Source organism: Amycolatopsis sp. NPDC114505 (genome assembly GCF_055633615.1).
On sequence record NZ_JBVKDV010000003.1, the window covers coordinates 925,284 to 950,017 of the forward strand.

General features: G+C 72.9%; 28 protein-coding genes and 1 pseudogene. 12 read left to right on the forward strand and 17 right to left on the reverse strand.

Features of this window, described 5'->3' with window-relative positions; translation table 11 throughout:
* Positions 1–42: 42 nt before the first annotated feature.
* Positions 43–999: a class A beta-lactamase gene (bla, locus tag ACZ7OU_RS33585; protein ID WP_470258303.1), complete on the forward strand. Its 957-nt coding sequence runs from the start codon at positions 43–45 to the stop codon at positions 997–999.
* Here bla and rimO read toward each other — a convergent pair.
* The 8 genes from rimO to ACZ7OU_RS33625 all read right to left on the reverse strand — a co-directional run bounded on the left by rimO (position 983) and on the right by ACZ7OU_RS33625 (position 7,539).
* The gene (rimO, locus tag ACZ7OU_RS33590; RefSeq protein WP_470258304.1) at positions 983–2,350 is read right to left on the reverse strand and encodes a 30S ribosomal protein S12 methylthiotransferase RimO; all 1,368 of its coding nucleotides are present in this window, start codon (positions 2,348–2,350) and stop codon (positions 983–985) included. The two genes, bla and rimO, sit on opposite strands and share 17 nt — an antisense overlap.
* Positions 2,351–2,354: 4 nt before the next feature.
* The gene (locus ACZ7OU_RS33595; RefSeq protein WP_470244456.1) at positions 2,355–2,666 is read right to left on the reverse strand and encodes an uS12 family ribosomal protein; all 312 of its coding nucleotides are present in this window, start codon (positions 2,664–2,666) and stop codon (positions 2,355–2,357) included.
* 96 nt (positions 2,667–2,762) lie between these two features.
* A complete protein-coding gene (locus ACZ7OU_RS33600; RefSeq protein ID WP_470258305.1) occupies positions 2,763–3,395 on the reverse strand; it encodes an NAD(P)H-dependent oxidoreductase in 633 nt (210 codons plus the stop codon).
* Between the two features lie 32 nt (positions 3,396–3,427).
* Complete coding sequence (locus tag ACZ7OU_RS33605; RefSeq protein ID WP_470244458.1) at positions 3,428–3,679, reverse strand: hypothetical protein; 252 nt, start codon at positions 3,677–3,679, stop codon at positions 3,428–3,430.
* An 85-nt stretch (positions 3,680–3,764) separates the two neighbouring features.
* The gene (locus ACZ7OU_RS33610) at positions 3,765–5,015 is read right to left on the reverse strand and encodes a PucR family transcriptional regulator (RefSeq protein WP_470244459.1); all 1,251 of its coding nucleotides are present in this window, start codon (positions 5,013–5,015) and stop codon (positions 3,765–3,767) included.
* Positions 5,016–5,039: 24 nt separating this feature from the next.
* Positions 5,040–5,738, reverse strand: a complete 699-nt coding sequence (locus tag ACZ7OU_RS33615; RefSeq protein WP_470244460.1) for an alpha/beta fold hydrolase — start codon at positions 5,736–5,738, stop codon at positions 5,040–5,042.
* A gap of 11 nt (positions 5,739–5,749) precedes the next feature.
* Positions 5,750–6,853 (reverse strand): FAD-dependent oxidoreductase, encoded by a 1,104-nt coding sequence (locus ACZ7OU_RS33620; protein WP_470258306.1) that lies wholly within the window; start codon positions 6,851–6,853, stop codon positions 5,750–5,752.
* A complete protein-coding gene (locus tag ACZ7OU_RS33625; protein WP_470258307.1) occupies positions 6,850–7,539 on the reverse strand; it encodes a TetR/AcrR family transcriptional regulator in 690 nt (229 codons plus the stop codon). The genes ACZ7OU_RS33620 and ACZ7OU_RS33625 overlap by 4 nt, the downstream gene beginning before the upstream one ends.
* 385 nt (positions 7,540–7,924) lie before the next feature.
* Between ACZ7OU_RS33625 and ACZ7OU_RS33630 the strand changes: the two genes are divergently transcribed.
* Positions 7,925–8,350: a DoxX family protein gene (locus ACZ7OU_RS33630; protein WP_470244463.1), complete on the forward strand. Its 426-nt coding sequence runs from the start codon at positions 7,925–7,927 to the stop codon at positions 8,348–8,350.
* Here ACZ7OU_RS33630 and ACZ7OU_RS33635 read toward each other — a convergent pair.
* Positions 8,347–8,853 (reverse strand): VOC family protein, encoded by a 507-nt coding sequence (locus ACZ7OU_RS33635; RefSeq protein WP_470244464.1) that lies wholly within the window; start codon positions 8,851–8,853, stop codon positions 8,347–8,349. The two genes, ACZ7OU_RS33630 and ACZ7OU_RS33635, sit on opposite strands and share 4 nt — an antisense overlap.
* 99 nt (positions 8,854–8,952) lie before the next feature.
* On the reverse strand, positions 8,953–9,582 hold the full coding sequence (locus ACZ7OU_RS33640; protein ID WP_470244465.1) for a TetR/AcrR family transcriptional regulator: 630 nt from the start codon (positions 9,580–9,582) through the stop codon (positions 8,953–8,955).
* A 290-nt stretch (positions 9,583–9,872) separates the two neighbouring features.
* On the opposite strand from ACZ7OU_RS33640, the gene ACZ7OU_RS33645 reads away from it, so the two are divergent.
* Positions 9,873–10,742 carry an alpha/beta fold hydrolase gene (locus tag ACZ7OU_RS33645; RefSeq protein WP_470258308.1) on the forward strand — a complete coding sequence of 290 codons (870 nt, stop codon included), beginning with the start codon at positions 9,873–9,875 and terminating at the stop codon, positions 10,740–10,742.
* Between the two features lie 4 nt (positions 10,743–10,746).
* A complete protein-coding gene (locus ACZ7OU_RS33650) occupies positions 10,747–11,337 on the forward strand; it encodes a TetR/AcrR family transcriptional regulator (RefSeq protein WP_470258309.1) in 591 nt (196 codons plus the stop codon).
* Here the strand turns inward: ACZ7OU_RS33650 and ACZ7OU_RS33655 are convergent.
* The 3 genes from ACZ7OU_RS33655 to ACZ7OU_RS33665 are packed head-to-tail and all read right to left on the reverse strand — an operon-like array spanning position 11,334 to position 13,594.
* Complete coding sequence (locus tag ACZ7OU_RS33655; protein WP_470258310.1) at positions 11,334–11,876, reverse strand: dihydrofolate reductase family protein; 543 nt, start codon at positions 11,874–11,876, stop codon at positions 11,334–11,336. The two genes, ACZ7OU_RS33650 and ACZ7OU_RS33655, sit on opposite strands and share 4 nt — an antisense overlap.
* A gap of 52 nt (positions 11,877–11,928) precedes the next feature.
* Positions 11,929–12,429 (reverse strand): tRNA (N6-threonylcarbamoyladenosine(37)-N6)-methyltransferase TrmO, encoded by a 501-nt coding sequence (gene tsaA / locus ACZ7OU_RS33660; protein ID WP_470258311.1) that lies wholly within the window; start codon positions 12,427–12,429, stop codon positions 11,929–11,931.
* A 43-nt stretch (positions 12,430–12,472) separates the two neighbouring features.
* Positions 12,473–13,594 (reverse strand): S1 family peptidase, encoded by a 1,122-nt coding sequence (locus ACZ7OU_RS33665; protein WP_470258312.1) that lies wholly within the window; start codon positions 13,592–13,594, stop codon positions 12,473–12,475.
* Positions 13,595–14,244: 650 nt separating this feature from the next.
* On the opposite strand from ACZ7OU_RS33665, the pseudogene ACZ7OU_RS33670 reads away from it, so the two are divergent.
* Positions 14,245–14,460 (forward strand): annotated as a pseudogene (locus ACZ7OU_RS33670) (enolase C-terminal domain-like protein); the annotation flags it as partial.
* 147 nt (positions 14,461–14,607) lie between these two features.
* Here the strand turns inward: ACZ7OU_RS33670 and ACZ7OU_RS33675 are convergent.
* The 3 genes from ACZ7OU_RS33675 to ACZ7OU_RS33685 all read right to left on the reverse strand — a co-directional run bounded on the left by ACZ7OU_RS33675 (position 14,608) and on the right by ACZ7OU_RS33685 (position 18,142).
* Entirely contained in the window at positions 14,608–14,937 is a 330-nt protein-coding gene (locus ACZ7OU_RS33675) for a hypothetical protein (RefSeq protein WP_470244471.1), read from the reverse strand.
* 168 nt (positions 14,938–15,105) lie between these two features.
* Positions 15,106–16,293 (reverse strand): GGDEF domain-containing protein, encoded by a 1,188-nt coding sequence (locus tag ACZ7OU_RS33680; protein ID WP_470258313.1) that lies wholly within the window; start codon positions 16,291–16,293, stop codon positions 15,106–15,108.
* A 139-nt stretch (positions 16,294–16,432) separates the two neighbouring features.
* On the reverse strand, positions 16,433–18,142 hold the full coding sequence (locus tag ACZ7OU_RS33685) for a sulfatase-like hydrolase/transferase (protein ID WP_470258314.1): 1,710 nt from the start codon (positions 18,140–18,142) through the stop codon (positions 16,433–16,435).
* 340 nt (positions 18,143–18,482) lie between these two features.
* Here ACZ7OU_RS33685 and ACZ7OU_RS33690 point away from each other — a divergent pair, with 340 nt between their 5' ends.
* From ACZ7OU_RS33690 to ACZ7OU_RS33720, 7 genes are all read left to right on the forward strand, one after another.
* Positions 18,483–18,677, forward strand: a complete 195-nt coding sequence (locus tag ACZ7OU_RS33690; protein ID WP_470244474.1) for an antitoxin — start codon at positions 18,483–18,485, stop codon at positions 18,675–18,677.
* Between the two features lie 75 nt (positions 18,678–18,752).
* Positions 18,753–19,925 carry a VanZ family protein gene (locus ACZ7OU_RS33695; protein ID WP_470258315.1) on the forward strand — a complete coding sequence of 391 codons (1,173 nt, stop codon included), beginning with the start codon at positions 18,753–18,755 and terminating at the stop codon, positions 19,923–19,925.
* A gap of 98 nt (positions 19,926–20,023) precedes the next feature.
* Positions 20,024–20,410, forward strand: coding sequence for an STAS domain-containing protein (locus tag ACZ7OU_RS33700; protein ID WP_470258316.1), 387 nt, complete (start codon positions 20,024–20,026; stop codon positions 20,408–20,410).
* A 92-nt stretch (positions 20,411–20,502) separates the two neighbouring features.
* The gene (locus tag ACZ7OU_RS33705; RefSeq protein WP_470244477.1) at positions 20,503–20,898 is read left to right on the forward strand and encodes an ATP-binding protein; all 396 of its coding nucleotides are present in this window, start codon (positions 20,503–20,505) and stop codon (positions 20,896–20,898) included.
* On the forward strand, positions 20,891–22,519 hold the full coding sequence (locus ACZ7OU_RS33710; protein WP_470258317.1) for a PP2C family protein-serine/threonine phosphatase: 1,629 nt from the start codon (positions 20,891–20,893) through the stop codon (positions 22,517–22,519). Before ACZ7OU_RS33705 ends, ACZ7OU_RS33710 begins: the two co-directional genes overlap by 8 nt.
* Positions 22,516–23,586 carry a cobalamin B12-binding domain-containing protein gene (locus tag ACZ7OU_RS33715; RefSeq protein WP_470258318.1) on the forward strand — a complete coding sequence of 357 codons (1,071 nt, stop codon included), beginning with the start codon at positions 22,516–22,518 and terminating at the stop codon, positions 23,584–23,586. Before ACZ7OU_RS33710 ends, ACZ7OU_RS33715 begins: the two co-directional genes overlap by 4 nt.
* Entirely contained in the window at positions 23,583–23,939 is a 357-nt protein-coding gene (locus tag ACZ7OU_RS33720) for an STAS domain-containing protein (RefSeq protein ID WP_470244480.1), read from the forward strand. Before ACZ7OU_RS33715 ends, ACZ7OU_RS33720 begins: the two co-directional genes overlap by 4 nt.
* On the opposite strand, the gene ACZ7OU_RS33725 is transcribed toward ACZ7OU_RS33720, so the two are convergent.
* Entirely contained in the window at positions 23,916–24,722 is an 807-nt protein-coding gene (locus tag ACZ7OU_RS33725; protein ID WP_470258319.1) for an MBL fold metallo-hydrolase, read from the reverse strand. The two genes, ACZ7OU_RS33720 and ACZ7OU_RS33725, sit on opposite strands and share 24 nt — an antisense overlap.
* Positions 24,723–24,734 lie beyond the last annotated feature (12 nt).

A 24,734-nucleotide genomic window follows, 5' to 3' on the forward strand; every position in this document is an offset into this window, starting at 1 on the left:
TGCGATTCCGGCATCGAACCGTTCACTTCCGTCTTGGACAGCATGAGCGAAGCCGGTGAGACTGCGGATGTCGATCAAGATCGGAAAGGTTGTCCCGTGCCGCTCCCCCACGTCCGGCGGGCCGCGCTCGTCGCGCTGGCTCTCCTGTCGCTCACCGCCTGCACCACCCCGGCCCCCGAGGCCCCAGCACCGGCAGCAAAGCCATCGACGACGGCGGCAGCCCCGCAACCGGACTTCGCGCCCTTGGAGCGCGAGTTCGACGCCCGCCTCGGCGTGTACGCCGTCGACACCGGCTCCGGCCGCGAGCTCACCCACCGCGCCGACGAACGCTTCGGATACGCCTCGACGCACAAGGCGTTCTCGGCCGCGGCCGTCCTCCAGCGCACGAGCCTCGACGGGCTGGCGAAGGTGCTGAAGTACACCCGCGCCGACCTCCAGCCGAACTCGCCGGTCACCGAAAAGCAGGTCACCACCGGCGTTTCCCTGCGCGACGCGATGGACGCGGCGCTGCGCTACAGCGACAACACCGCCGCCAACCTGCTGTTCCGCGAGCTGGGCGGGCCGCGGGGGCTCGGCGACGCGCTGCGCGGGATCGGCGACACGACCACGCACGTCGACCGGACCGAACCCGGCCTCAACGACCTCGCGCCCGGCGACGTCCGCGACACCAGCACCCCGCGGGCGATGGCCACCAGCCTGCGCGCGTTCACCCTCGGCGCCGCGCTGCCGCCGGAGAAGCGGACGGTGCTCACCGACATGATGCGCGCCAACACCACCGGCGCGGCCCTGATCCGGGCGGGCGCGCCGGCGGGCTGGGCCGTCGCCGACAAGACCGGCACCGGCGACTACGCGACGCGCAATGACATCGCCGTCGTCTGGCCGCCGGGGCGCGCGCCGATCGTGCTGGTCGTCATGTCCGACAAGAAGGCCGAGGACGCGTCGCCCGACGACCGGCTGATCGCGCAGGCGGCGAAGCTCGCCCTCAGCGGTCTTCGGTGAGGACGCGGGCTTCGAGGTCGACGCCGTGCGTGCCGATCACCTCGGCCCGCACGAGCGAACCCGGCTCCGGCGCCACCCCGGCGAACGTCACGTGCCCGTCGACCTCGGGTCCCTGGTGCGCCGCCCAGCCGCGTCCGCCGGTTCCGACGACCACGTCGACGACCGCGCCGAGCCGCTCCTCCGCGCGACGCGAGACCTGGTCGTCGGCCAGGACCGACAGCTCCTCGACGCGCTCGGCGAGCACCGCGGCCGGGACCTTGCCCGGCAGGCCGGCGGCCTCGGTGCCGTCCTCGTCCGAGTAGCCGAAGACGCCGATGGAGTCCAGCCGGGCCTGCTCCAGGAAGAGCTTCAGCTCGGCGAACTCGGCGTCGGTCTCGCCCGGGAAGCCCGCGATGAAGTTCGACCGCACCCCGGCGTCCGGCGCGATCGTCCGGATCCGTTCGAGCAGCTGCAGGAAGCGCTCCCGGTCGCCGAACCGGCGCATCCGGCGCAGCACCGGGCCGCTCGCGTGCTGGAACGAGAGGTCGAAGTACGGCGCGACGCCCGGGGTCCCGGCGATCGCCTCGAGGAGGCCGGGCCGCAGCTCGGCCGGCTGCAGGTAGCTGACCCGGACGCGGTCGGCGACGGCCGCGAGCTCCGGCAGCAGCTTCTCCAGCGCCTGCAGGTCGCCGAGGTCCTTGCCGTAGGACGTCGAGTTCTCGCTGACCAGCACCAGCTCGCGTACGCCGTGACCGGCGAGCCATTCGGCCTCGGCGAGGATCTCGGCGGGCGGCCGGGAGACGAACGCGCCGCGGAAGCTCGGGATCGCGCAGAACGTGCACCGCCGGTCGCAGCCCGACGCCAGTTTCAGCGGCGCGACCGGGCCGCCGCCGAGCCGGTGCCGCAGCACCCGCGGGCCGCTCGCCGGGCCGCCGTGTCCCGGCACGTGGGCGGAAACCTCGGTCCGCCGCACCGGCGTGATCGGCAGGAGCGTGCGCCGGTCGCGCGGGGTGTGCGCGGGTGCGGTCCGGCCCTGGAGGACGTCCTCGATGCGGTCGCCGATCTCCGGGTAGTCGTCGAACGAGAGGACGGCGTCGGCCTCCGGCAGCGCGTCGGCGAGCTCGCGGCCGTAGCGCTCGGCCATGCAGCCGACCGCGACGACCTTCGCGCCCTTGCCGGACGCGGCGAGGACCGTGTCGATCGACTCCTTCTTGGCCGCTTCGATGAAGCCGCAGGTGTTCACCACGACGACGTCGGCTTCGTCCCCGGCTTCGGCCAAGCGGAAGCCCGAACCGCCGAGGCGGGCGGCGAGCTCGTCGGAGTCGACTTCGTTGCGCGCGCAGCCCAGGGTGACCAGGGAGACGGTGCGCACGCCGTCAGTCCGCGACGACGTCGCCGTGGCCCGGCTGGTCGCCGATCCCGAGGACCACCACGTGCTCGCCGCAGCAGTCGCCGATCGCCTTGGTCTGCACCAGTGCCGGCGTGTCGACAGCCGGTGCGACGGCGTTCAGGGGCAGGTAGGCGGTGATCACCATGCCGCTCGCCAGCAGCACCCTGGCGATCTTCCGGCGCCGGTCACCGACTTCGTGGACGCCGACGCACGTGCCCCACTCCTGCCCGGCCGGTGCCTCCTGGGCGTTCTCCTGGCGCAGCCGGCGTTCTTCGGCCATCCGCTCGAGCATGCTCACGGGGTCCCCCTCGGTGCGTCCGGTAGCCGGTCGAGCCGAGAGTCGCACGCCGCGGGAAACCGTCTCAAGGTCTTCACCGGAAGTGGCCGGAACCGGTCAGTGACCACCGAACAGGTGCCGGACCTCGGTTTCGGCGTCGTCGAGCCACCCGGCCCGGCGCCGTTCGTCCGCGCCGGCGACCACCCGCAGCACCAGCCGGCGCACGTCCGGCTCACCGAGGTAGGGCGCGAGGCAGCGCCGCCAGATCGCGTCGAGCGGGTCGCCGAAGAGCGTCCGCTCGCGCTCCTCGGTGGTGTCGGAGGTGTTCACCACCAGCAGCCCCCGCAGCGAGAGCAGCGACTCCGGTGCGCCGCCGGCGTCGTCGAGGCGGTACGCGACACCGGGGACGAGGATCCGGTCGAGCCAGCCACTGAGGATGGCGGGCGGCTTGCCCCACCAGTTCGGGTGGATGGCGACGAGCCCACCCGCTTCGCCCAGTTCCTCGCGGTGGCGCCGCACCAGCGGATCCGGCTCGGCGGCGAGGAACTCTTCCGCGCGGGTCCCGCTCGTGTAGGCCTCATCCGCGGTGAGCACCGGGTCGAAGCCTTCGGCGTACAGGTCGTGGAAGAACACCGGCCGCCCGGCTCCGCTCAGCGTGTCACGGACCCGCGCGGCGAGGGCGTGGTTGAAGCTTCCCGGCCGGGGGTGGGCCAGCAGGACGACCACCGGCCGGGACGTCTCGTCGATCACCGCACCAGCCTGTCACGGCGGCGGCGGCCGGCTCAGCCCGCGTTCGCCAGCAGGCCCGGCCCCGACGGCGCGTTGCGCATCAGGCAGGCGTGGCACGGCATCCCGCGCAGCCCGTCGAGCACTTCGGCCTCGCCGGGGTAGATCCCTTCGCCGCACAGCGCGGTCAGCTGCGCCGGCACCTCGCCGGGGGCGGGGACGGGGATCAGGTGGCAGACGCGTCTGCTTTCGCCGACGACGCCTCGGCGTAGCCGCACCAGCGCGAGCATCCCACCGTTTTCACCCATACACGGAAGGTAGGCCGATCGGCTCATCGCAGCTTCGTGCCCGGGCACCAACGATCTTCGACGAGGGTGGTCCGGGGTACCAAAATCACGCCGGCGACAGCACGGCCGCACCCAGGCGGTGGCTCAGGTTGAGCGCGAGCTCGACGTCCAGCCTGCTCTCCGCGAGCTCGCGCGGCAGCAGCTCCTGCGCCTTGCGGACGCGGTACTGCACCGAGTTCTTGTGCATCGTCAGCTCGCCCGCGGCGGTCGTGTAGCTGCCGCCGGCCGCGAGGAACACGCGCAGGGTGTCACGCAGCCGCGCGCAGTTCTCGTCGTCGGCGCTCAACGGCCCGAGCGTGCTCGCCACCCACAGCCGGGCCGCGTTGAGGTCGGTCGTCATCAGCGCGACCGTGCCGACGTCCCGGAAGGTCAGCACGCGGTCGCAGTGCTCGCCGGCGGCCAGCGCCAGCGCGTGCACCCGGCGGGCCTGCTGGTGGGTGTCGCGGAAGCCGCCGACGCCGGTGCCGGGGTCGCCGACCGTGACGCGCACGCCGGGGTCCGCCTCGGCGAGCACGGCGTCGAGGTGCTCGCGGCGGACCGACGCCACCGGGAGCCACGCCCACGCGCCGGCCTCGTCGCGGGGCACGAACAGCGGACGTCCCTCGCCGCCGGCGCGCGCCAGCACCGCGCCGGCGACCGACTCCAGCAGCGACAGCACGTCGTGGGCCTCGGACGCGTGCCAGACGACCATCCCCACGTGCGTGCCGCGCAGGCGGTAGCCGATCACCGCCTCGGCCGCGTCGACGTCGGCCGGACCGCCGTTCTCGCTCAGCAGGTCCAGCACCTTCGCCGCCCGCGCGGCGCTCCGGTTGAGCAGCCACTTGTCGCGTTCGTCCTGGTAGACGCTCACGAGCTGGCGCACCACCCGCGTGATGAACTCGTAGGCGACCTTGAGCAGCCGGCGCATCATGGCCCCGAGCAGCGCCGCGTCATCGACGAGCCGGATGCACTCCTGGAAGCCGAAGTCGAGCATCGCGGCCTGCCCGAGGTCGTACGCCCGGATCAGGTCGAACACCGGGGTGCCGCGCTGGGCCAGCCGGCGCGCGTACTCCATGGCCGCCGCCGGCGGCTCGACGGTCGCCGGGTCGATGCCGTGGCGGAAGATCTGCAGGGCGGTCTCGATGTTCTGGTAGACGCTCGCCGACAGCAGGCTCACCATGCGCTCGTCGTCGTTGACCAGCTGCGGCAGGTCCGCCGCGTACAGCTGGACCAGCTCCCCGGTCAGCTCGCCCGCCCGGTCCGCGAGGGTGGCGGCGATCTGCCGGATGCGGTCCGAGACGATTTCTTCGTCCACCATGGAGCCACCCTACGGGGTGAACGATCAAGCTCGTCCGGCGAACTCGTCGATCAAGCGGAAGGTTTCGGCCGGGGCCTGGACATGCGGCACGTGCCCCGCGCCCGCCACGACCTCGAACCGCGCGTCGGCGAACGCGGCCGCGTACACCTTGCCGAACTCCGGCGGCACGACGACGTCGTCCGCACCCCAGACCAGCAGCGCCGGGATCCGGACGCGCACGAGGCGCCGCAGCAGCTTCGGGTCGGCGATCCGCTCGCCCGCGTAGGCCCGCAGCGCGGCCATGTCGGCGGGGTCCGGCCCGGGCGCGCCGGGCGGTGGCTGCGGCAGGCTGATCGGGTGGCCTTCGACGTCCGCGCCGATGCCGTCGAGGATCACCAGCCGCCCGATCCGGCGCCCGCGGTCGCGGACCGCCATTTCGGACGCGACCCAGCCGCCGAAGGAGCTGGCGACCACGAGGACGTCGTTCGCGTCCTCGTCGTCCAGGAGGTCGAGGTAGGTGACGGCGAGGTCGTCGACGCCGGAGAACCAGTCCGGGCGGGGCGTGCCGGCCCAGCCCGGGTGTGTCGGCGCGAGCACGCGCGCGTGCGGTGCGAAGTGCTCGACGATCGGCTCGACGCCGCGCGGGCCGGCGCCGCCGTGCAGGACGAGCACGGTGCGGTCGCCGCCGCCGGTGTCGACGAGGGGGATGTCCAGTCCCGGGTGTGGACGCAGCGTCCGGGTCACGAAGGTTCCTTTCAGTGGTGATCGGCGTGGGCCAGCATCTGCTCGACCATGGCGGCGGGCGCGTCCGGCCGGAAGCAGGCTTCGAGGTTGTCCGCCGAGTCGCGGGCGGCTTCTTCCGACCGCGGGAAGAGGGCGGTTTCGTACGCGGAGAGAGCGCTTTCGACGTCGTCGTGGGCGGCCAGGGCGAGGGCCAGTTCGGTGGCGTCGAGCATGGCGAGGTTCGCGCCTTCGCCCGCGAACGGCGACATCACGTGCGCGGCGTCGCCGAGCAGGGTCACGCCCGGCACCCGGTCCCAGCGGTGGCCGACCGGCAGTGCGTGGATCGGGCGCGGGACCAGGGTCTCGTCGCTCTCCGCGATGAGGGCGCGCAGCCCGGCGTCGAAGTCGGCGAAGACGTCGAGCAGGCGTTCGTGGTCGGTCAGGCCGGTGACGGTGCCGGGGTCTTCGGTCCGCACGGCGGCGTAAACGCGAATCCGACCGCCGCCGTTGCGCTGGGCGATCAGGCCTTTCCCGCCGGCCAGCGCGAACATCGAACCCTGGCCGACGAGCGCGGCCGCGGCCGGGTGCTTCTCGTCCACATCGGACAGATGGGCCTCCACGAACGAAAGTCCGGAGTAGACCGGAACGGCGTCCGACAGCAGCGGCCGGACCTTCGACCACGCGCCGTCCGCGCCGACGACCAGGTCCGCTTCGGCGATCTCGCCGGTGTCCAGGGTGATCCGCCCGGCGGACACCGCGGTCACCTTGGTGCCCCAGCGGACGACGCCGTCCGGCAGGGACTCGACCAGGATCCGTTTGAGGGCACCGCGATCCACCTCGGGCCGGGTGCCGCCGCTCGCTTCGGCGGTCTCCTCGAACCGGATGACGCCGTCGCGGTCGAGGATGCGCAGCGCTTCGCCCTCTTGCCGGGCGACGGCGCGGAACGGCGCGGTCAGGCCCGCTTCGGCGAGGGCGCGCAGGCCGGACTCTTCGTGCAGGTCCAGGGTGCCGCCCTGGTCGCGGGCGGTGGGTGAGGCGTCGAGCTCGTAGACGGTCGACGCGATGCCACGCGTGTGCAGGACGCGGGCCAGCGTGAGGCCGCCCAGGCCCCCGCCGACGATGGCGATCCGGGTCATCGGTTCTCCTCGGGTTCGGGCCGCGGGGTGGCGAGCGCGCCGTTGAGCAGCGCGTCGAACGCCCACCGCGACCGGGCGGGGCCGGGGCCGGACACCAGGTCGGCGGCCAGCGCGGCGATGTGCGGATGGGTCCGCGGGGAGGCCGCGGCCAGGGAGTCGGTCATGACCTCGTGCTCGCGGGCGGCCCCCGGCTTCTCCCGGCGGCTGCCGTGTTCGACGGCGGTCGCCGTGGCGGTCAGCAGGAGCACGTCGACCGCCCAGGCGGCCTGCCCGGGCGCCATGCCGCCCTCGTCGAGCAGCGCGAGCACGGCCTCGACGAGGGCCAGGTAGTGCGGCCCGCTCAGCCGGGTCACCAGCGCGACCCGGGCGAGGCTCGGGTGCGCGAACAGCACGGACCGGTAGGAGTCCAGGAGCGACCACAGGCGTTCCCGCCAGTCCCCCGCCGCGCCGGTGCCGACCTCCGCGAGCAGTTCGTCGAGCACCGCGGCGTGCAGCTCTTCGGTGTCCTTGACGTAGACGTAGAGCGAGGCCGCCCCGGTGTCCAGCTCCTGGGCGAGCCGGCGCATGGTGACGCGCTCGACGCCCTCGGCGCGCATCACGGCGACGGCGGTCGCGACGATGCCTTCGCGGGTCAGCGCCGGTTTCGCCGGGCGCTCACGGCGGTTGTACGTGCCTTCCGGAGCCATGCCCCCACTGTAGCGAACATGTTCGTTCCGAGCACGTTCGCGCCGCACATGTTCGTGCGAGCCGTGTCACAACCGCCGAGCATGTCACTACCCCGGCGATTGTTTCCGGACGAAAAAAATCGGAAACAATCGCGAAACACGGACCAGCCCGCTAACTGGTCTGGACCACAGGACGTAGATCACCTGTCTGGCGGTTCCGGTTACGCCGCATGGCAAATCCAAAGGTACAGACCACTAGGAATTATCACAGTAAAAACCGGTTAAGCAACTTTCGACGGGTGTGGCACCCCGGCCCGGCCGGTATATCTGGAATACACCGAATCCACGGAGGCCGGCGACACCGCCGGCCGGCACGAGGCCGCCCGACCCCCCTCACGGAGGCACCATGCACCGCCTGGACCCGGCCCGCGACCACGTCATCGGGCTCTACCGCATCGTCATCGGCTTCCTGTTCGCCTGCCACGGCCTGAAGACGCTGTTCGGCCTGTTCGGCGCGAAGGCCCCCGCCGCCGTCGGAGTGTGGCCGGGGTGGTGGGCCGCGGTGATCCAGCTCGTCTGCGGCGCGCTCGTCTGCCTGGGCCTCGGCACCCGGGCGGCCGCGATCCTCGGCTCCGGGTCGATGGCCTTCGCCTACTTCACCGCGCACCTGCCGGACGGCCTGTTCCCGATCCAGAACGGCGGCGAGGCGGCGACCCTCTTCTGCTGGAGCCTGCTCGTCGTCGCGTTCGTCGGCCCCGGCCGGTTCGCGCTCGGCAACCTCCCGGCCCTGAACCGGACGCCGGAGGAGGCACCGGCCCGCGTCACCGCCTAGGGACGCGAGATCCCGACGCCGCTGCGCGCGTCGGGACCGTACTTCGCCAGCTCCGCCGCGAGGTCGAGCCGGCCGCTCTTCGCCCGGTCGTCGTCGGTCAGCAGCTCGCGCGGGATGATCCAGACGACCTCGAACTCGAGCCCGCTGGGGTCCTTGGCGTACAAGGACTTCGTGGTGCCGTGGTCGGACGAGCCGACGAGCGCGCCGGCTTCGGTGAGGCGGCCGGCGAGCCGTTCGAGGTCGCCGAGCGTGTCGACCTCCCACGCGAGGTGGTACAGCCCCACCGACGTCTTGCCCGCGCCGGAGTCCTCGGCCTGAGCACCGAGCTCGAACAGGCCGAGGTCGTGGTCGTTGGTCGACCCGGGCGCCCGCAGGAACGCCGCGCCGCGGTGCGCGTCGCCGCCCTCGATGTAGTCGAAGCCCAGGACGTCGCGGTAGAAGGCGACGCTTTCGGCCACATCCCGGACGTAGAGCACGGCATGGTTCAGGCGGAAGATCGACATCGAGGGCTCCCCGCGCGGCACGCAAATCGGTTGAAGTTTCAACCGAAGGCTACCACGAACGACGCCACCCACAGCCGGCCGAGCCAGGCCGCGTAGCGGTCATCGGGCCACCCCCTGACACTCGACGAGCCGGTGCCACAGCATCCCGTCCGTCGTGGACCACACCACGTCGCGGCACTCGTCCTCATCGACGGCCAGCTGCCCGGTGGCCGCGGCCGCCCGGGCGTGGTCCGCCATGGCCGCCGGCCACTGCCGGTCGATCTCGGCGAGCATCGCCGCCGCCGCGGGGCCGCTCGCCGCCGCACCGCGCACGGCGAGGTGCAGTCGCGCGGTCCGCCGCGTCGCCGAGGTGTCGACCACGGCGAACGCCGTGAACCGGGTGCGCAGGTCGGGCTCGGCGAACACGGCCCGCAGCTCCGGACGCTCCAGCATCGACACGTCCTCGTCGTCGCCCACCGCGACGTCCCACGTGCGGTGCAGCAGCGCCGCCTTGTTCTTGAACGCCGAACAGACCGTCTCGGGCGCGACCCCGGCCTCGGCGGCGACGTCGGCGATGGTCGTCCGGCCGTAACCCTTCGTGACGAACTGGGCGTGCGCCGCGCTGCCGCCGGCTCGAGTCGTAGCGAGGAGTTCCTGGCCGACTACCGCCTCGAAGTCGTCGCCGCGGGCGCGAGTGGCGACCTCGCCTACACGAATGGCGGATCGTCCACCGCCACGGCGACCGGCCACCGGACGAGCCCGGGCCGGCCGATGCGCTCCACTCTCGGTAGGTCCGGTGACCGACCGGGCGACAAACCTTCGACACCGCATCGAGGCCCTGGTCAGGCGGCCCGGCGGTTCGTAGGGTGGTTTCACCGCAGGACACCGTGTCAGCTGTCCCGCGGGCGGTGGTGCCCCCGGATCCGACCTTTCCCCGAAGCCAAGTCCGGGGCACCACCGCGCCTCCCTCCCCCGCCGGCTCTGCGAGGCGTAGTCGCGCGGCAATTTACATACATACACCACGTATGTATCCTCGCCTCATGACGAAGCGGAGCGAATCCCTGGGTCAGGAGCACCGGGTCCGGCTGCCGGCCGGCGAGGTGCGGTACTTCGAGCGGGGCGGGGGCGCCCCGGTGGTGTTCGTCCACGGGGTGCTGACGAACGCCGAACTGTGGCGGAAGGTGGTGCCGGACGTCGCCGCCGCCGGGTTCCGGTGCCTCGCCCCGGATCTGCCGCTGGGCTCGCACGACCTCCCGATGCGCGCGGACGCCGACCTGTCCCCCACCGGCAACGCCGACCTGATCGCGGACTTCCTCGACGCGCTGGACCTGCGGGACGTCACAATCGTCGCGAACGACACCGGCGGCGCGCTGACGCAGATCCTGCTCAGCCGGCGCCCGGAGCGGGTCGGGCGGGTCGTGCTCACGCCGTCGGACTGCTTCGAGTACTTCTTCCCGCCGATCTTCAAGGCGCTGCCGCCGGTCGCCCGGATCCCCGGGTCGATGGCGGTGCTCGGGCAGCTGCTGCGGATCCGCGCGCTGTACCCGCTGCCCGTGCTCTTCGGCTGGGTGACCAAGCGGCCGCTGCCGGACGCCGTCGCGCAGGCCTACCTCTCGCCGCTGCGGAAGTCCGCCGGGGTGCGCCGTGACCTGCGCAAGCTGCTGCGGGACGTCCACCCGCGGCACACGCTCGCCGCCGCCGAGGCGCTGCGGACCTTCGACCGGCCGGTGCTGCTCGCCTGGGGTCCCGAGGACAAGCTGTTCCCCATCCGGCTGGCCCACCGGCTCGCCGCACTGCTGCCGGACGCGCGGGTCGTCGAGGTTCCGGACGCCTACACGTTCCTGTCCGAAGACCAGCCCGCCGCGCTGGCCGGGCACATCGTCGAGTTCGCGGGCGTCATGGCAGATTAGGCGGGTGCGACGTACCCAGCAGGACCGTTCCGCCGGCACGAAGGCCGCCCTGGTCGCCGCCGCGCGCGAACTGTTCGCCGCCCGCGGCTACCAGGCCGTCCCGGCGGACGAGATCACCCGCGCCGCCGGCGTCACCCGCGGCGCGCTGTACCACCACTACGCCGACAAGCAGGGCTTGTTCCGCGCCGTCGTCGAAGAGCTGGAACGCGAGCTGACCGCGGAGGTCGAGGCCGCGTTCGCCGGCGGCGCGGACCCGCTGACCGGCATGATGCTCGGCCTCGGCGCCTTCCTCGACGCCTGCCTGCGCGAGGACATCCGCCGCATCTCGCTGACCGACGCGCCCGCCGTGCTGGGCTGGGACGTCTGGCGCGAGATCGAGGCGGAGTACGGCCTCGGCCTGATCGTCACCGTGCTGGAGCAGGCCAGGGCGGACGGGCTGATCGTGGAGACGCCCGTCCGCGCCTTGGCGCAGCTGGTGCTCAGCGCGGTGATGGAGGCGGCGAGGATGATCGCCGCGGCCGACGATCCCGCGCGGACCCGCGCCGAGGTCCAGCAGGTCCTCGGCGGCTGGCTCGCGAGCCTCCTGCGGACCTAACGCGTCCGGTAGGTGCTCAGCACCGCGGGCCCGACCTGCGTGGTCGACACCAGCGAGAGGTCCGCGGCGGCTTCGAAGAGCCGCCGGCCCTCCCCCACCACGCTCGGGAAGACGAGCAGGCGGTACTCGTCGACCAAGCCGTGGCGGGCGAGGGTCTGCGCGATCCCGACGGACCCGATGACGATCAGATCGCCCGTGTCCTTCGTGACTTCGTCGACGAGATCTCCTTGCAGCAGCGAGGAGTTCTGCCACGCGGAGACGTCGTTCAGCGTCCGCGAAGCGACCAGCTTCCGAGCCGCGTTGAGGCGGTCGGGGAATGCGCCGGTGCGGCCGGGCCACAGCTTGGCGAACAGCTCCCACGTGGTGCGGCCGAACAGCAGGGTGCCGGTTTCGAGCAGGGTGCCCAGCCGGAACTTGTCCCCGGCCACGGCCTCCGGTCCGTGCCGGAACGCCCAGCCGCCGGTGGCCGTGCCGCCGGAGCCGTCCGGGTCCCCGACGACACCGTCCAGGGTGAGGAACTCGACGACGATCACGCTCATGACCACTCCCGGTGGATCCTGCCGCGCCCTGGTGGCGCGGCCTCACCGGTACCTACCGGCGGCGCCCGCCGGATTCATCGCTGAGATCGGACGGAGTTGTCCCGTCTTCGACGTCGACCGCGTCGAACCACCCGCACGCGGGGTCGCCGGACGGCCGGTCGAACCGCGTCACGTACGGCTTGACGTCGAGCACAGGAGTGCCGTCGAGCAGGTCGACGCCGGCGAAGCGGATCGAGCTGCCTCCGACTTCGAGGATCCGGACCAGGCTGAGCCCGATGGGGTTCGGGCGGCGCGGGCCGCGGGTGGCGAAGATGCCCATCCGGCGGCCTTCGCGGCGCAGGAGGTACGGGACCTGCGTCAGCGTGCCCGGCCGGTCGGGGCGGTCCAGCAGGCTGAGCAGCCACGCGTAGTCGAACCCGGCCAGCCCCGCCAGGCCCTCGGCGAAGCGCGGGTCGAGCTCGATCGTGCCTTCTTCGGTGCGGTTCGCGCCCGCCTGGACGGGGGTGTGCTCGAGCTCCGTGCGGGCGGTGCGCACGACACCGATCGGGATCATCGGCCCAGGGTAGGACCTCGCGACCGGTGCCGTGCGCGACCCGCTACGCGGTGACCAGCGAGAGGCCGTAGGTCTGCAGGATCTCGTTCACCGGCTGGAACCACGTCTCGCCACCGGAGCTGCAGTTGCCCCAGCCGCCCGACGTCACGCCCTGGGCCTGGTCGCCGGTGATGAAGGAACCGCCGGAGTCACCGGGTTCGGCGCAGACGTTCGTGCGCGTCATCTGGTAGACCGCGCCCTGGGAGTAGTTGACGGTCTCGTTGAGCCCCAGCACCGTGCCGCAGTGCCAGTGCGTCGTCGAGCCCGAGCGGCACACCGAGGTGCCGACCGGCGCGACCCACGAGCCGCGGACGAGCGCGTCGCTCACCGTGCCCCAGCCGAGCACGACCGGCGCGGTCCACCAGCCGTTGCCGATGCGGATGAACGAATAGTCGTTGCCGGGGAAGGAAGAACCGGCGAAGCTGCCCATCGCCGAGCCGTCCCAGCCGACCACCGAGCTGCCCGCGCCGCCGCAGTGGCCGGCGCTGACGAAGCCGCCCTGCACGGAGAAGCCGATCGAACAGCGGGTGTTGCCGTTGATGTAGTAGGGGTCGCCGCCGACGGTGCCCGCCGAGAACGGCGCGGCGGCCGGTGCGGTCCCCACCGTGACCGGACCGGCTTTCGCCGCCCTGGCCAGGAAAGCGTCGACGTCGGCGCCGTGCGCGCCGGGCCGCAGGGTGACGACGACGCTGCCGGCGCGCGGGTCGGTGCGCCAGCCGCTGACGGCGGCCGGTGCGGGGGCTGCCTTGGCGGAGGCGTCGATCGCGGCCTTCGTCGCGTCGAGCTTCGCGGCGCTGACCCGGGCGGTCGCCGGCTCGGCACCGGCCTGGCGGACGGCGTCCGCGGCGGCCGGATCGGTCACGCCGACGACGAGCTTGCCGAGCGCGGGGTCGAACCAGGCGCCACCGAAGGCGGCACCGGCGGCCCGCTGGGCGGCCGGCATCACCCGCGCGGCCGTCACCTCCTGGCCGAGGCGGGTTTCGGCTTGGGCGGCGGTCAAGCCGAAGTCCCGCTGCATGGCGGCGACCAGCCCGGGCGAGGCCACGGCGGGGCTGAGCGACGCCGACGCGAGCGACGCGGTCAGGACGGCGGCGCCGCCGAGGGCGAGGACGATTCTTCGACGCATGAGGTCTCCTTCGAGGCAGGGGGAAAGAAACTCACCGTGGGCCGAGTGTGCGGGCGGATCGTGCGAGTGGTCCAGATTTGTCCGGTCTTCTGTCCGGAATTCGCGGAGGCGAACGTGTGTCCGTTGTGGACTGGACGGCGCGATCGGTTGCGGGGCAACGTGTTTCCGGAACGCGAAGAACCGCGAACAGGTCCTGCCTGTCCGCGTCGACGAAGGTCTGGACCAAGTAGAGCATGTGCGTGGGGGCGGTGACCGGAACCAGAGTCTGCGGGGCAGCGGACGTGCCTCAGCGTCCCCCTCAGCGGCACCCCGGCTGCCTCTTACCTTGGGCAGATCGTATTTCCTATACGATCTGACCTTCAGGGGATCCAGGCGTCGAGCTGACCGCCAACGACGGCGGCCACGGGCTCGGCTACTCGTCCACGATCGGCACTGGGGCAGCTCCGTCGCCGCGCTGCTGCGCGACCACCCGCTCCCCGGCTCGTCGGGCAGGACTCGCGACCGGTCGAGGCGAGATGGCGAGACCTCTTCGCCGGCGCGAAGGCCGCCGGGCGAGCCAGCGTCGAGGTGAAGATCGACATGCCCGCCGACGGCGAGGACCTCGAACGGCTCACCGCGGTCCGGGAGGCCGTCGGGCCGCCGTGCGACTGATGGTGGACGCGATCCAGTGGATAACGGCCGCCGCGCTCGGCCCGCTCGACCTGTGCCGGCTCGAGGAACCGCTGCCGGCCGACGAAATCTCCGGGCACGCCCGGCTCGCCGCCGCGGCCACCGTCCCGAGCGCGGTCGGCGAATCACTCTGCTCGATCGCCCGATTCCGCGACTGCCGGCGGCGGCCGTGCCGAACGGCCTGTACGCCGCGCACATCCCGCGGCCGCGGGCGATCACGCGCACCTGACTCGGAATCGACCGGGACCGGGACGCGGTGGACGACCGCCGCACCTGGCGAAAAAACCCGGACACGACACCGTCCGGCCACCCGGAAATGGGTGGCCGGACGGTTCCCGCGGAAATCAGATTTCGTCGACCTGGTAGGAGACCACCCGCGACGGGACGAGCAGCGCCCCGGCGCATTCCGCGACGGCCGGGCCGAATCCGTACGGCACGAAATCGCCCGCCACGAACCAGAACGCCGAGCCGTTGGCGCAGTGGGCGATCACGCGGTACCCGTAGCCCTCGCCGGGGAAACAACTGACCGAAACGCCCTGACCGAAGAGTGTTCCGTAGCGCTCGCCGAAACAGCCGGGCGGCGCGAAGTCGCCGCCGGCCGCGGCCGCGGGCACGACCGACAATCCGAACAGGGAAAACGCAGCGACCGCGAGAACCGCCAATTTCCTTCGCATGACCACTCCTCAAAGCGGAGAACCCCGACCTTACGAAGCCTAGGAGAGCGGAAGAATTACCGGCAATTCATCGGGCCAGTGAATGCGAGCGCAGCGGAAAGTCACCACACTGCTCCATCCGGGCTAGCCCGCGACCCTGGACGGATGGCGGAAGGCACGCACAATTCCTCAACGGCTGACGCAAACCCGATCCCGGCCGGATTTCTTCGCCGTGTAAACGGCCTTGTCCGCGGCTCCCAGCACGTCGTCGACGCCGCGACCCGCGGCCGGGTGGACCGCCACCCCGATCGACACCGAAAGCCCGGTGATCCTCGTCCCGTCCGCCACCACCACGGCCAGCGCCGCCACCGCGTCCCGGATCCGCTCGGCGACGGCCACGGAGTGGACGCGGCCGATCCCGGGCAGCAGCACGACGAACTCCTCCCCGCCGAACCGGCCGACCGAGTCGTAGACCCGCACCTTGCCCCGGACGGCGCCGGCGACCGCGCGCAGGACGTCGTCGCCCGCCAGGTGCCCGTGGGTGTCGTTGACGCGCTTGAAGTGGTCGAGGTCGAGCATCAGGATCCCGCAGACACCCCCGCGGCCCAGCTCGGCCTCGGCCCGGGCCCGCCACTCCTCGATGGTCAGCAGCCCGGTCTTGGGGTCGTGCGCGCGCAGCTCCAGCCGCCGCCCGAGCTCGCCCCGGTGCAGCAGCACGACCGGCAGCACCAGCAGCGGGACCAGCCACGGCCGGACCGGCAGCAGCGCCGCGGCCACCGCGCCGAGGCACAGCGTCGCCGCGTCGAGCAGGTTCTCCGACGCCGTGCCCGCGAACGACAGGAACGGGCGGCCCGGCTCGTGGAGCTTGAACCCGACCATCACCAGCAGGGTGTTGACCAGGAAGAGTGTCATCCCGGCGGCGATCGTGGCGGCCACGTCGGAACCGAAGACGCCGGCGACGCCGTGAGCGGCGAAGATGCTCACGACGTAGGTCGCCACCGAGCACGTGAGCCGGTACAGCCGCACGCCGGGCACCCGCGCCATCCGCAGCCAGAGGTGCCCGTAGACCAGCACCGCGAGCACGGACGCGAGCACCGGCGGCATCGCGAGCAGCGCGGCGAAGTACCACACCGACGCGACGCTGACGTGGGGGTTCCTCGACAGGAACCGCCGCATCCGCTCGGCTTTCGCCGACAGCTCGGCCTGCACGACCGCCGAGCCGAGCAGGACGGCGAAGAACAGCCAGTCCCGCGGCTGCGGCTTCGTCGCCGGGACGGCGGCCAGCAGCAACACGACGGCGGTGGCTTCGACCGCCAGGTAGTAGGGCACGACGCCGCGTGGCGGGTGCACCGAGCCGGACCGGCCCTGCGGATCCACTTACCCTCCCGTGTCCGTGGATCGGCCGGGCTCCCCCGCCCGGCGCCACCAGGATAGGCGCGCCGGGCGGGGAGCGGAAGCCGCCGGACGGAGTGTCCTCAGTGGACAGTCAGTGAGGGGACAGTCAGGGAGGGGACGGTCAGTGGGCGAACGCGGTCAGGAACCGGTCGCGGAAGGAGTCCATCTTCCAGACCGGCGCCTGCGCGGCGGGGTGCAGGCCGTCCGTCCAGCCCCAGCCGGAGATCCGGTCCAGCACCTTCGGGTCCTTCGCCACGATCGTGATCGGGACGTCGTGCACCGCGCCCTGCGGCGTGACCACCGGCGGCTGGTGGTCGCCGAGGAACACGAGCACGGTGTTGTCGTCGCCGTAGTGCTGCATGAACGAGATGAGCGTCTTCAGGGAGTAGTCGGTGGCGTCGCGGTAGGCGTCACGGATCTTCGCCGGGTCCTTCCAGACCGACTCCGGCGCCTCCCCCGCGCCCGGCTGCGGCGCGAAGATCGAGCCGTCGCCGACCTGGTTCCAGTCCACCAGCCAGGGCCGCGGCGACCACGGCGCGTGGCTGGAGACGAGGTCCACCTCGGCCATCACCGGCTTTTGCGCGCTCTTCGCGAGTTCGTTGCGCTGCAGCATGGAGAACGTGTACTGGTCCGGCATCGTCGCGTAGGCGAAACCCGGCCCCTTGTAGCCGATGTTCCGGAAGTCGTAGTAGGCGTCCGGGTGGTAGAACCGCTGGCCCTCCGGCCAGTCCTTCGTGTGCGCGGGGACGTCCCAGACCGTCTTCCAGCCCGCCTTCTGGAACGCGCCGCCGAGGGTCAGCCGGTCGCTGTCGAGGAGGTTGTTGTACCGCTGTTGGTTGTCGATCCACATGCCGGACTCGACGGTGGAGTGCGCGAGCCAGCTGCCGCCGCCGAACGTCGACGACGACAGGAACGCGCTCTTCGCACCGATGCCGGCCGCCTTCAGCTCGGCGGTGCCCGCGTCGAGCGTCGCGCCGATCTTCGGGGCGAACTCCGGGTCGTCGAGCGCGACGCGGCCGTAGCTCTCCACGAACGTCAGGATCACGTTCTTGCCGCGCAGCCCGGCCAGCAGCTGGTCGCCCGGGGTGTTCCGGAACGCGTCCTCGGCGGCCAGCTCACCGAAAGGCTGCTGCTCCCGCAGGTCCGTGCTCACCTGGCGCAGGTCGTCGTAGGCCAGTGCGGCGGCGTTCTGGGCCGCGACCGGCTGCCCCGGCGCGAGCTCGACGCCGAACAGCGAGCAGACGATCCAGATCACGCCGAGCACGGCCACCACGCGCGTCGCGCCGGTCCGCCGGCCGGCCGCGATCCGGGTCAGCCGCAGCATCGCGAGCACCATGAAGACGACCACGGCGATCGCGAGCAGCACCGCACCCGCCAGCACGGCGTACGCGCCCGCGTCGCCGATCTCCCCGGCGAGGAACTCGACGCCCGCGTTGAAGAAGCTCCAGTCGTAGATCGGGTCGAACGGCTTCTCGAGCGTCGCGTAGAAGCCCGTGTCGAGCGCCTTCAGCACGGTGAGCAGCCCCAGCAGCAGCCCGACCAGCACGGCGACGACGCGGCGTGCCCGCGGCGGCAGGACCAGCACGAAAGCCGCGACGATCAGGCCTTCCACCGGTATGCGGACCAGCGCTTCCGGCGAGAACGAGTTGAGGTCCTCCGGCGCGAGGAGCGCGAATAGCACCAGCAGCGCCGCCAGGACGGAGAGCACCACGCCCGCGACGGCGTGCCGCCGGGCGACCCGGGGCAGTCCGAAGTCCGGCAGCGGCGCACCTCCGTCCGGGGTGCGGCGGCGGGCACGCCGCGGCAACGGCAGTCCGGTGGTTCCCATCATGGCGCGGCCTCACATCACGGTTCACGGGTCGGCCGCCGCTCCCCTGCGGCGGGGACGGCGGTCTCACCGCATATACGGGCCACGACGGCCCACGGTTCACGCCGCCGGGCCGCCGAAGCCAAGGTCGCGGGACGATCCGGACGATGTGCCCGAGACCGTGAGCGATCGGCCGCTACCCGATCCCGCCGGTTCCAAACCCGGGCGCGGAGCTTTCACCCCGGAAAGGGGTGCCGATACCCCCGACAGGTGAGTGCCTGCGGCCGTTCGGTTGCGGGCCGGTTGCGCCGGTGTTCTCCTCGAAAGGTCCGAAGATCGGATTCCGCAACGGAAGGCCTGAGGGATGAACCTGTTCGACAAGGCGAAGGAAGCGCTCGGGAAGGACCCGGACAAGGCCGATCAGGGTGTGGACAAGGTCGCCGACGCCGCCAAGCAGCGGTTCGGCGACCACGCCGACAAGATCGACCAGGGCTCGGACAAGGTGAAGGAGTACCTGCACAAGCAGGGCGGCGGGCAGCAGGACGCGCCCCCGCAGTGAGTCCCGGCCGGTGACCGCCCAGCCGTCCGGGGGAAGCACGCTTCGCTCCCGGCTCGGCTGGGTACCACCGGCTCCGTGGTCGCCACCTACCTCGTCCCCGTCCGGACGGCCCTCATCCTCTTCCCCTTCCTCGTGCTGGCCGTCATGCTCCCGGCCGCCTTCGTCAGCTACCGCCGGCGGGGCCGCGCCGGCGGCTGGCCGACGTTCGTCTTCTACGCGTTCCTGTTCTACCTGCTGGCGATCGCCACGCAGACGGTGCTGCCGCTGCCCGCCGACCCGGCGTACTGCGCGGGTCACACGTACGCGAGTTCTCCGCAGCTGCGGCCGTTCTACTTCGTCGAGGTGGTTTCACAGCGCGCCCGCGGGCACTGGAGCCCGGGTGCGCTGCTGCACAACCCGGCGGTCTGGACCACCGCGCTCAACGTCGTGATGCTCGCCCCGCTCGGGTTCTACGTCCGCTACGCGCAGAAGATGCGGCTCGTCCCCGCGGCGGTGGTCGGCTTCGGCGTGTCGCTGTTCTTCGAGCTGACGCAGCTGACCGGCCTGTGGTTCGTCTACCCGTGCCCGTACCGGCTCTTCAGCGTCGACGACCTGATCCTCAACACCGCGGGCGTCGTCGTGGGCTGGCTGGTGGCCGGCCCGCTCGGCCGGCTGCTGCCCTCGCCGGAGCCCGAGCACGACCGGCGCCGCTACGCCACGAAGGTCACGTTCACCCGGCGGCTGTTCGCGCTGGCCACCGACCTGCTCGGGTTCGCCGCGCTGCTCGGCTTCCTGTTCGGCCTGCTGACGCTGTTCGGCGAGGACCTGGCACACCGCGACACGCCGGTGGTGATCCTCGCGCTCGTCTGGTTCGTGGTGCTGCCCACGGTGACCGGCTCGACGCCCGGGAAGCGGGCGATGCTGCTGCGCGTGGTGCGGCGGGGCCGCCGCCGGGCCGGGCCGATCGCGCTGCTGGTCCGCAACGGCGTCCTGCTCTCGCCGCTGTGGCTCACGTGGTGGCTGCTGGACCTGGACCGCTGGGACCTCGGCAACCACCCCGAGCAGCTGCTCCTGCCCCTCGCGCTGGCCGCGTCGGTGTTCGTCGTCGGCGTCTGGACGCCGCTGGCGGTGCTGCTGGACGGCGAGCACCGGGCACCTTACGAACGGCTGACCCGCACGGTGAACGTCGCCATCGTGGCACCGGGCGCCCCGGCCCCCGAACCGGTGGCCGAGCCCGACCGGCCGACCGAAGTCCTTAAAGGACGGTGACGGGACGTGCTGCCCGGGATCGGGGGCGCTGGTAGATTGCGTCCGGAGCAGGGTTGAGCCGCCAGCCCGTGCCCCCGATCCCCCCTTCTGGAGCCCGCATGACCACCGACGCGACGCGGCCCCGGCAACGGTTTTCCGGTGCCGGGTGGTCCGTCGAGATCCACGAAGAAGGCGGCCTCGAGGTCTACACCCTGCGCGGCGAGTTCGACCTCGCGATCGCACCGAAGCTCGCCGAACTGCTCCCCGCCGATCCCGGCGCCCGGCGGGTCGTGCTGGAGATGGCCGAGGTCGGCTACTGCGACTCCAGCTGCCTGCAGGTCCTGCTGCGGCTGGCCGCCGGGCTGCACGACGCGGGCGGCGAGCTGGCCGTCGTGTCGACCGCGTACGCCGTGACCCGGCCGATCGAGCTGCTCGGCCTCGGCGACCTCATGCCGCTGCACCCGAGCCTCGCCGCGGTGCGGGCGTCCTGGGCCGAAGAAACATGACGGCCGCCGAAACCCGTGTCATCGGACCCGGATCCGGGCATGAAGAAGGGGACGGCTTCGTCCCGGAGCCCGCAACGGCGAAGGAGGCGGACGTGAACCTGCGAGCGATCCGGCACGAGCTCGGCATCACCGCCGACCTCACCGAGCTGGCCAAGGTCCGCCACTGGGTCCGCACGGTCCTGCGCGGACTCCCGGCGAGCGTGGTCGGCACCGCCGTCATGGTGGTGGACGAGCTGACGTCCAACGCGCTCCGCCACGGCCGCGCGCCCTACCACGTGCGCCTGCTGACCGGCGCCGCGAAGCTGCGGATCGAGGTCGACGACGGCGGGGGCGGGCCGGCCCACCGCCGGACACCGTCCGACCAGGGCGGCCGCGGCCTCCTGCTGGTGGAGCGCTGCGCGGCGGCCTGGGGCCAGCTGTGCCGGCCCAGCGGCAAGACGCTGTGGGCCGAGCTGGCGACCGACGACCCCGGGGGCGCCCGTGGGTGACCCGGTGCGCACGGCGCGCCGGACACCCGACACGGGCGACCGCGGCTGGGCCGCCGCGCCCACGGCCGCACTCTGCGCCGACGACGGCGGCGTCGTCCTCGCGCTCAACGAGGCCGCCCGCACGCTCTTCCCCGCGGCCGGGCCCGGCCGCGCCCTGACCGGCACGGTGGCGGACTGGCTGGCCGGCGCGCACGACCACCGCGCCGGCGAGGTCGTCCGCGGCGAGGTCGGCGAGCGGGCCTTCGCGGCCCACCCGATCCCGCACGGCGGGGCCGTGACGTGGTGGCTGGTCGACGAGACCGACGCCCGCCTGGCCCGGAACGCGCTGGCCCGGGAGCAGGAGCGGACGGCGTTCCTCAGCGACGCCTCCGCCGCTCTGCTGGGTTCGCTGAACCTGGAGCGCTGCATGGAGGTCGCCGCCCGGCTCGCCGCGCAGCACCTCGCCGACGCCGCCCTGGTACTGGCGCCCACCACGGCCGGGAACTTCCCCGCCGTCTCCTGCGTGCGCGGCGAGGAGCCGGCGCGGTTCCGGCTGGAGATCAACCCGGACGAGCTGCCCGGCCTCGGTGAGGCGCTGCAGGGCTTCCCGCCGGTGCCTTCGCGCTGGCTCGACCCGGACGCGGCGCCCGCCTGGGTGCTGCCGGCGGGGTTCGGCCCGGTCGGGTCGATCGTCGTCACGCCCTTGCCCGGCCACGGCGTCCCCGCCGGTGCCCTGGTCCTTCTCCGCCGCGGCGACCGGGCCTCCTTCACCGACCAGGAAGAGCTCTTCGCCCGCCTGTTCGCCGCACGGGCCGGCGCGGCGATGTCGGCGGCGCGCGTGTTCGCGCTGCAGGCGTCGATCACCGACACGCTGATGCGCGAGCTGCTGCCGCCGACCCTGGAGCAGCTCGGCGGCATCGAGTTCGCCGGCCGCTACCGCCCGGCCCGCGACGGCGAGCGGATCGGCGGCGACTTCTACGACGTGCACCCGGCGACCACCGGTGCGGGCGACGAGTCGCTGGCCGTGCTCGGCGACGTCTGCGGCAAGGGCCTCGAAGCGGCCGTGCTGACCGGCAAGATCCGCACCACGCTGCGCGCGCTGCTGCCGATGGCGGGCGACCACCACGGGCTGCTGAGCCTGCTGAACCGCTCGCTCGCCAGTGGCCGTGACGCCCGCTTCGTCACGCTCGTGCTGGCCTCGGCCCGCCGCGAGGGAGCGACCGTCCGGCTGCGCGTCACGTGCGCGGGCCATCCGCCGCCCCTGATCGTCCGGGCGGACGGCCGGGTCGAGGAGGCCGACACCCACGGCAGCCTGATCGGCGTGCTGCCGGAGATCCGGTCGTCCGGGACGGACATCACGCTCGACCCGGGCGAAACGTGCCTGCTCTACACCGACGGGATCGTCGAGGCGCGCGGCGGCCCGCTGGGCGACGCGATGTTCGGCGAGGACCGGCTCCGGCAGGCGCTGGGCGAGTGCGCGAACCTGCCGGCCGACGCGGTGGTCGAGCGGATCCAGATGCTCGCGTCCCAGTGGATCGGCCGCGGCACCCACGACGACATGGCCGTGCTGGCGATCACCGCGCCGCGCGGGCAGCACCTGGCCGCGGTCGGCGGCCACGGGCGCGGGAGGTACACCGCATGAGCACCCCCACCCGCACCCCCGGGGTGGCCGAGCACGCCGAACGGCTCTGGGACGCCGTCACGACCGGCGACGAGTACGCCGCCGGCGACGTCGTGATCCAGGCGCTCGACGACGGCGCCGACCCGGAGAGCCTGCTGCTCGACGTGATCGGCGCGGTCCAGCGCCGGGTCGGGCAGGAGTGGGCGGCCAACCGCCTCACGGTCGCCCAGGAGCACGCGGCGACCGCGATCAACGACCGCGTCATCGCGACCTTCGGTTACGTGCTGAAGCGGCCGGAGCCGCACCTCGGCCGGGTCACCGTCGCCTGCGTCGACGGCGAGTGGCACGCGATGCCCGCCCGGCTGCTCGCCGAGGTGCTGCGGCTGCGCGGCTTCCGGGTCGACTACCTGGGCGCGCAGGTGCCCGCCCCGCACCTGGTCGCCCACCTGCACCGCACCGGGCCGGACGCGGTCGCGCTGTCCGGGTCGATCGCGACCCGGCTGCCGACCGCGCACGCCACGATCACCGCGTGCCAGGCGGCCGCGACCCCGGTCATCGCCGGCGGCGCCGCGTTCGGCCCCGACGGCCGGTACGCCCGGCTGCTCGGCGCCGAGGCGTGGGCACCGGACGCCCGTTCGGCCGCCGACCGGCTCGCCGAGCCGCTCCCCCGCCCGCTCGCCGGGCACCAGCCACTCGACGACCTGCCGCACCTGGCCGACCAGGAGTACACGCTGGTCACGCGCAGCTCCGGCCGGCTCGTCAAGGCGGTGCTGACCGGCCTGGAGGAGCGCGTCCCGGCGATGCGGACCTACACCGACCTGCAGCGCCAGCACACGGCCGAGGACCTCGCGCACATCGTCGAGTTCCTGGCGACCGCGCTGTACGTCGGCGACGACGACCTGTTCACCGGGTTCCTGACCTGGACCGCCGGGATCCTCACCGCGCGGGGCGTCCCGGCCGCTTCGCTGGTGCCGGCCCTCGACCTGCTCGAGGCGGAGCTGCGCGACTTCCCGCGCGCGACCGGCCTGCTCCGCGCCGCGCGCACGCACTTGGCGAAGCCGGCCGCCGGATCGGAGCGGTCGGCATGACCAGCGGGCTGACCTGCACCTGGACCGCCCCGGACGACGCCACGGCCCGCGTCGCGATCGTCGGCGAGCTCGAGTTCGCCACGGCCGGGCTGCTGCTGCAGCTGGTCACCGCCCGCCTGGCCGACCACCCGGACGTGCGGGACGTGCGGCTCGACTGCGGCGGGATCGCCTTCTGCGACTCCTCCGGGCTGTCCACCCTGCTGCTGGTCCACCGCGCGGTCACCGGCGCGGGCGCCCGCCTGCACCTGGACAACCGGCCGCCCGCCCTCGAACGGCTGCTGTCCCTGACCGGGACGACGGCCTACCTCACCGGCGAGGTCACGGCCGACTCACGCGCCCGCCGCGACTCCTAGCCGCTCCAGCTCCCACGGGTCGTGGGCGCTGAAGAGCGTCACCTCGTCGCCGTGCCGCCTCGCCAGCTCGCGCAGCCGTGCCTGCGTCCCCAGTCGCAGGTCGTGGTGGATTTCCGAGCGGGTCTGGACGACGTCCAGCACCGGGTGCGGCTCGGGGTCCGTCGTCAGCTCTCCGTGGAAGTAGTACGCGTCGCCGCAGTGCAGGAGCCAGCGCGTGCCGTCGTGGACCGCGACGCCCGCGTGGCCCGCCGTGTGCCCGCCGAGCGGGACGATCCGGATGTCCGCTTCCACGCCGGTCAGCCGCACCGAGGCGAAGCCGAACCAGTCGTCCCCGGCCGGCGCGTCGTAGGTCTCCCACTTCGGGCCGTGTGCCCAGTGCGCCGGCCGGTAGCGGAAGCTCGGCGCCTCGGCCAAGGCCGCGTCCAGCTCCGCGGCGAGGACGTGGACCCGCGCGTCCGGGAAGTCGGGCAGGCCGCCGCAGTGGTCGACGTCGAGGTGCGTGACGACGACGTGCCGCACGTCCGCCGGGGCGAAGCCGAGCCGGGCGATCTGCCGGACGGCCGTCTCGGCTTCGGCCAGCAGCGGCTGCGCCATGGTGACCCAGTCGCCGCCGAGGGTGGCGGTGGGGTCGCGGACGTCGTCGAGGCCGAGCCCGGTTTCGACCAGCACGAGTCCGTCGTGCTCGGTCTCGGCCAGCAGGCAGTGGTTGACCGCGTGCGCGGCGGGCAGTCCGGGGGCTTCGATCTGCCGCACGGACCCGCAGTTGAGGTGGTGGATCTTCATGGCCGTCATCGT

Bases quoted from the DNA above. Each gene is read 5' to 3' on its own strand.
- ACZ7OU_RS33625 (WP_470258307.1), bottom strand. From the start codon at position 7,539: ATGGCTCCGGAAGGCACGTACAACCGCCGTGAGCGCCCGGCGAAACCG.
- ACZ7OU_RS33685 (WP_470258314.1), bottom strand. From the start codon at position 18,142: ATGATGGGAACCACCGGACTGCCGTTGCCGCGGCGTGCCCGCCGCCGC.
- ACZ7OU_RS33620 (WP_470258306.1), bottom strand. From the start codon at position 6,853: ATGACCCGGATCGCCATCGTCGGCGGGGGCCTGGGCGGCCTCACGCTG.
- ACZ7OU_RS33655 (WP_470258310.1), bottom strand. From the start codon at position 11,876: ATGAGCGTGATCGTCGTCGAGTTCCTCACCCTGGACGGTGTCGTCGGG.
- ACZ7OU_RS33635 (WP_470244464.1), bottom strand. From the start codon at position 8,853: ATGTCGATCTTCCGCCTGAACCATGCCGTGCTCTACGTCCGGGATGTG.
- ACZ7OU_RS33645 (WP_470258308.1), top strand. From the start codon at position 9,873: ATGACGAAGCGGAGCGAATCCCTGGGTCAGGAGCACCGGGTCCGGCTG.
- ACZ7OU_RS33725 (WP_470258319.1), bottom strand. From the start codon at position 24,722: ATGAAGATCCACCACCTCAACTGCGGGTCCGTGCGGCAGATCGAAGCC.
- ACZ7OU_RS33690 (WP_470244474.1), top strand. From the start codon at position 18,483: ATGAACCTGTTCGACAAGGCGAAGGAAGCGCTCGGGAAGGACCCGGAC.
- tsaA (WP_470258311.1), bottom strand. From the start codon at position 12,429: ATGATCCCGATCGGTGTCGTGCGCACCGCCCGCACGGAGCTCGAGCAC.
- ACZ7OU_RS33715 (WP_470258318.1), top strand. From the start codon at position 22,516: ATGAGCACCCCCACCCGCACCCCCGGGGTGGCCGAGCACGCCGAACGG.
- ACZ7OU_RS33675 (WP_470244471.1), bottom strand. From the start codon at position 14,937: ATGCGAAGGAAATTGGCGGTTCTCGCGGTCGCTGCGTTTTCCCTGTTC.
- ACZ7OU_RS33700 (WP_470258316.1), top strand. From the start codon at position 20,024: ATGACCACCGACGCGACGCGGCCCCGGCAACGGTTTTCCGGTGCCGGG.
- ACZ7OU_RS33665 (WP_470258312.1), bottom strand. From the start codon at position 13,594: ATGCGTCGAAGAATCGTCCTCGCCCTCGGCGGCGCCGCCGTCCTGACC.
- ACZ7OU_RS33610 (WP_470244459.1), bottom strand. From the start codon at position 5,015: ATGGTGGACGAAGAAATCGTCTCGGACCGCATCCGGCAGATCGCCGCC.
- bla (WP_470258303.1), top strand. From the start codon at position 43: ATGAGCGAAGCCGGTGAGACTGCGGATGTCGATCAAGATCGGAAAGGT.
- ACZ7OU_RS33720 (WP_470244480.1), top strand. From the start codon at position 23,583: ATGACCAGCGGGCTGACCTGCACCTGGACCGCCCCGGACGACGCCACG.
- ACZ7OU_RS33630 (WP_470244463.1), top strand. From the start codon at position 7,925: ATGCACCGCCTGGACCCGGCCCGCGACCACGTCATCGGGCTCTACCGC.
- ACZ7OU_RS33605 (WP_470244458.1), bottom strand. From the start codon at position 3,679: ATGGGTGAAAACGGTGGGATGCTCGCGCTGGTGCGGCTACGCCGAGGC.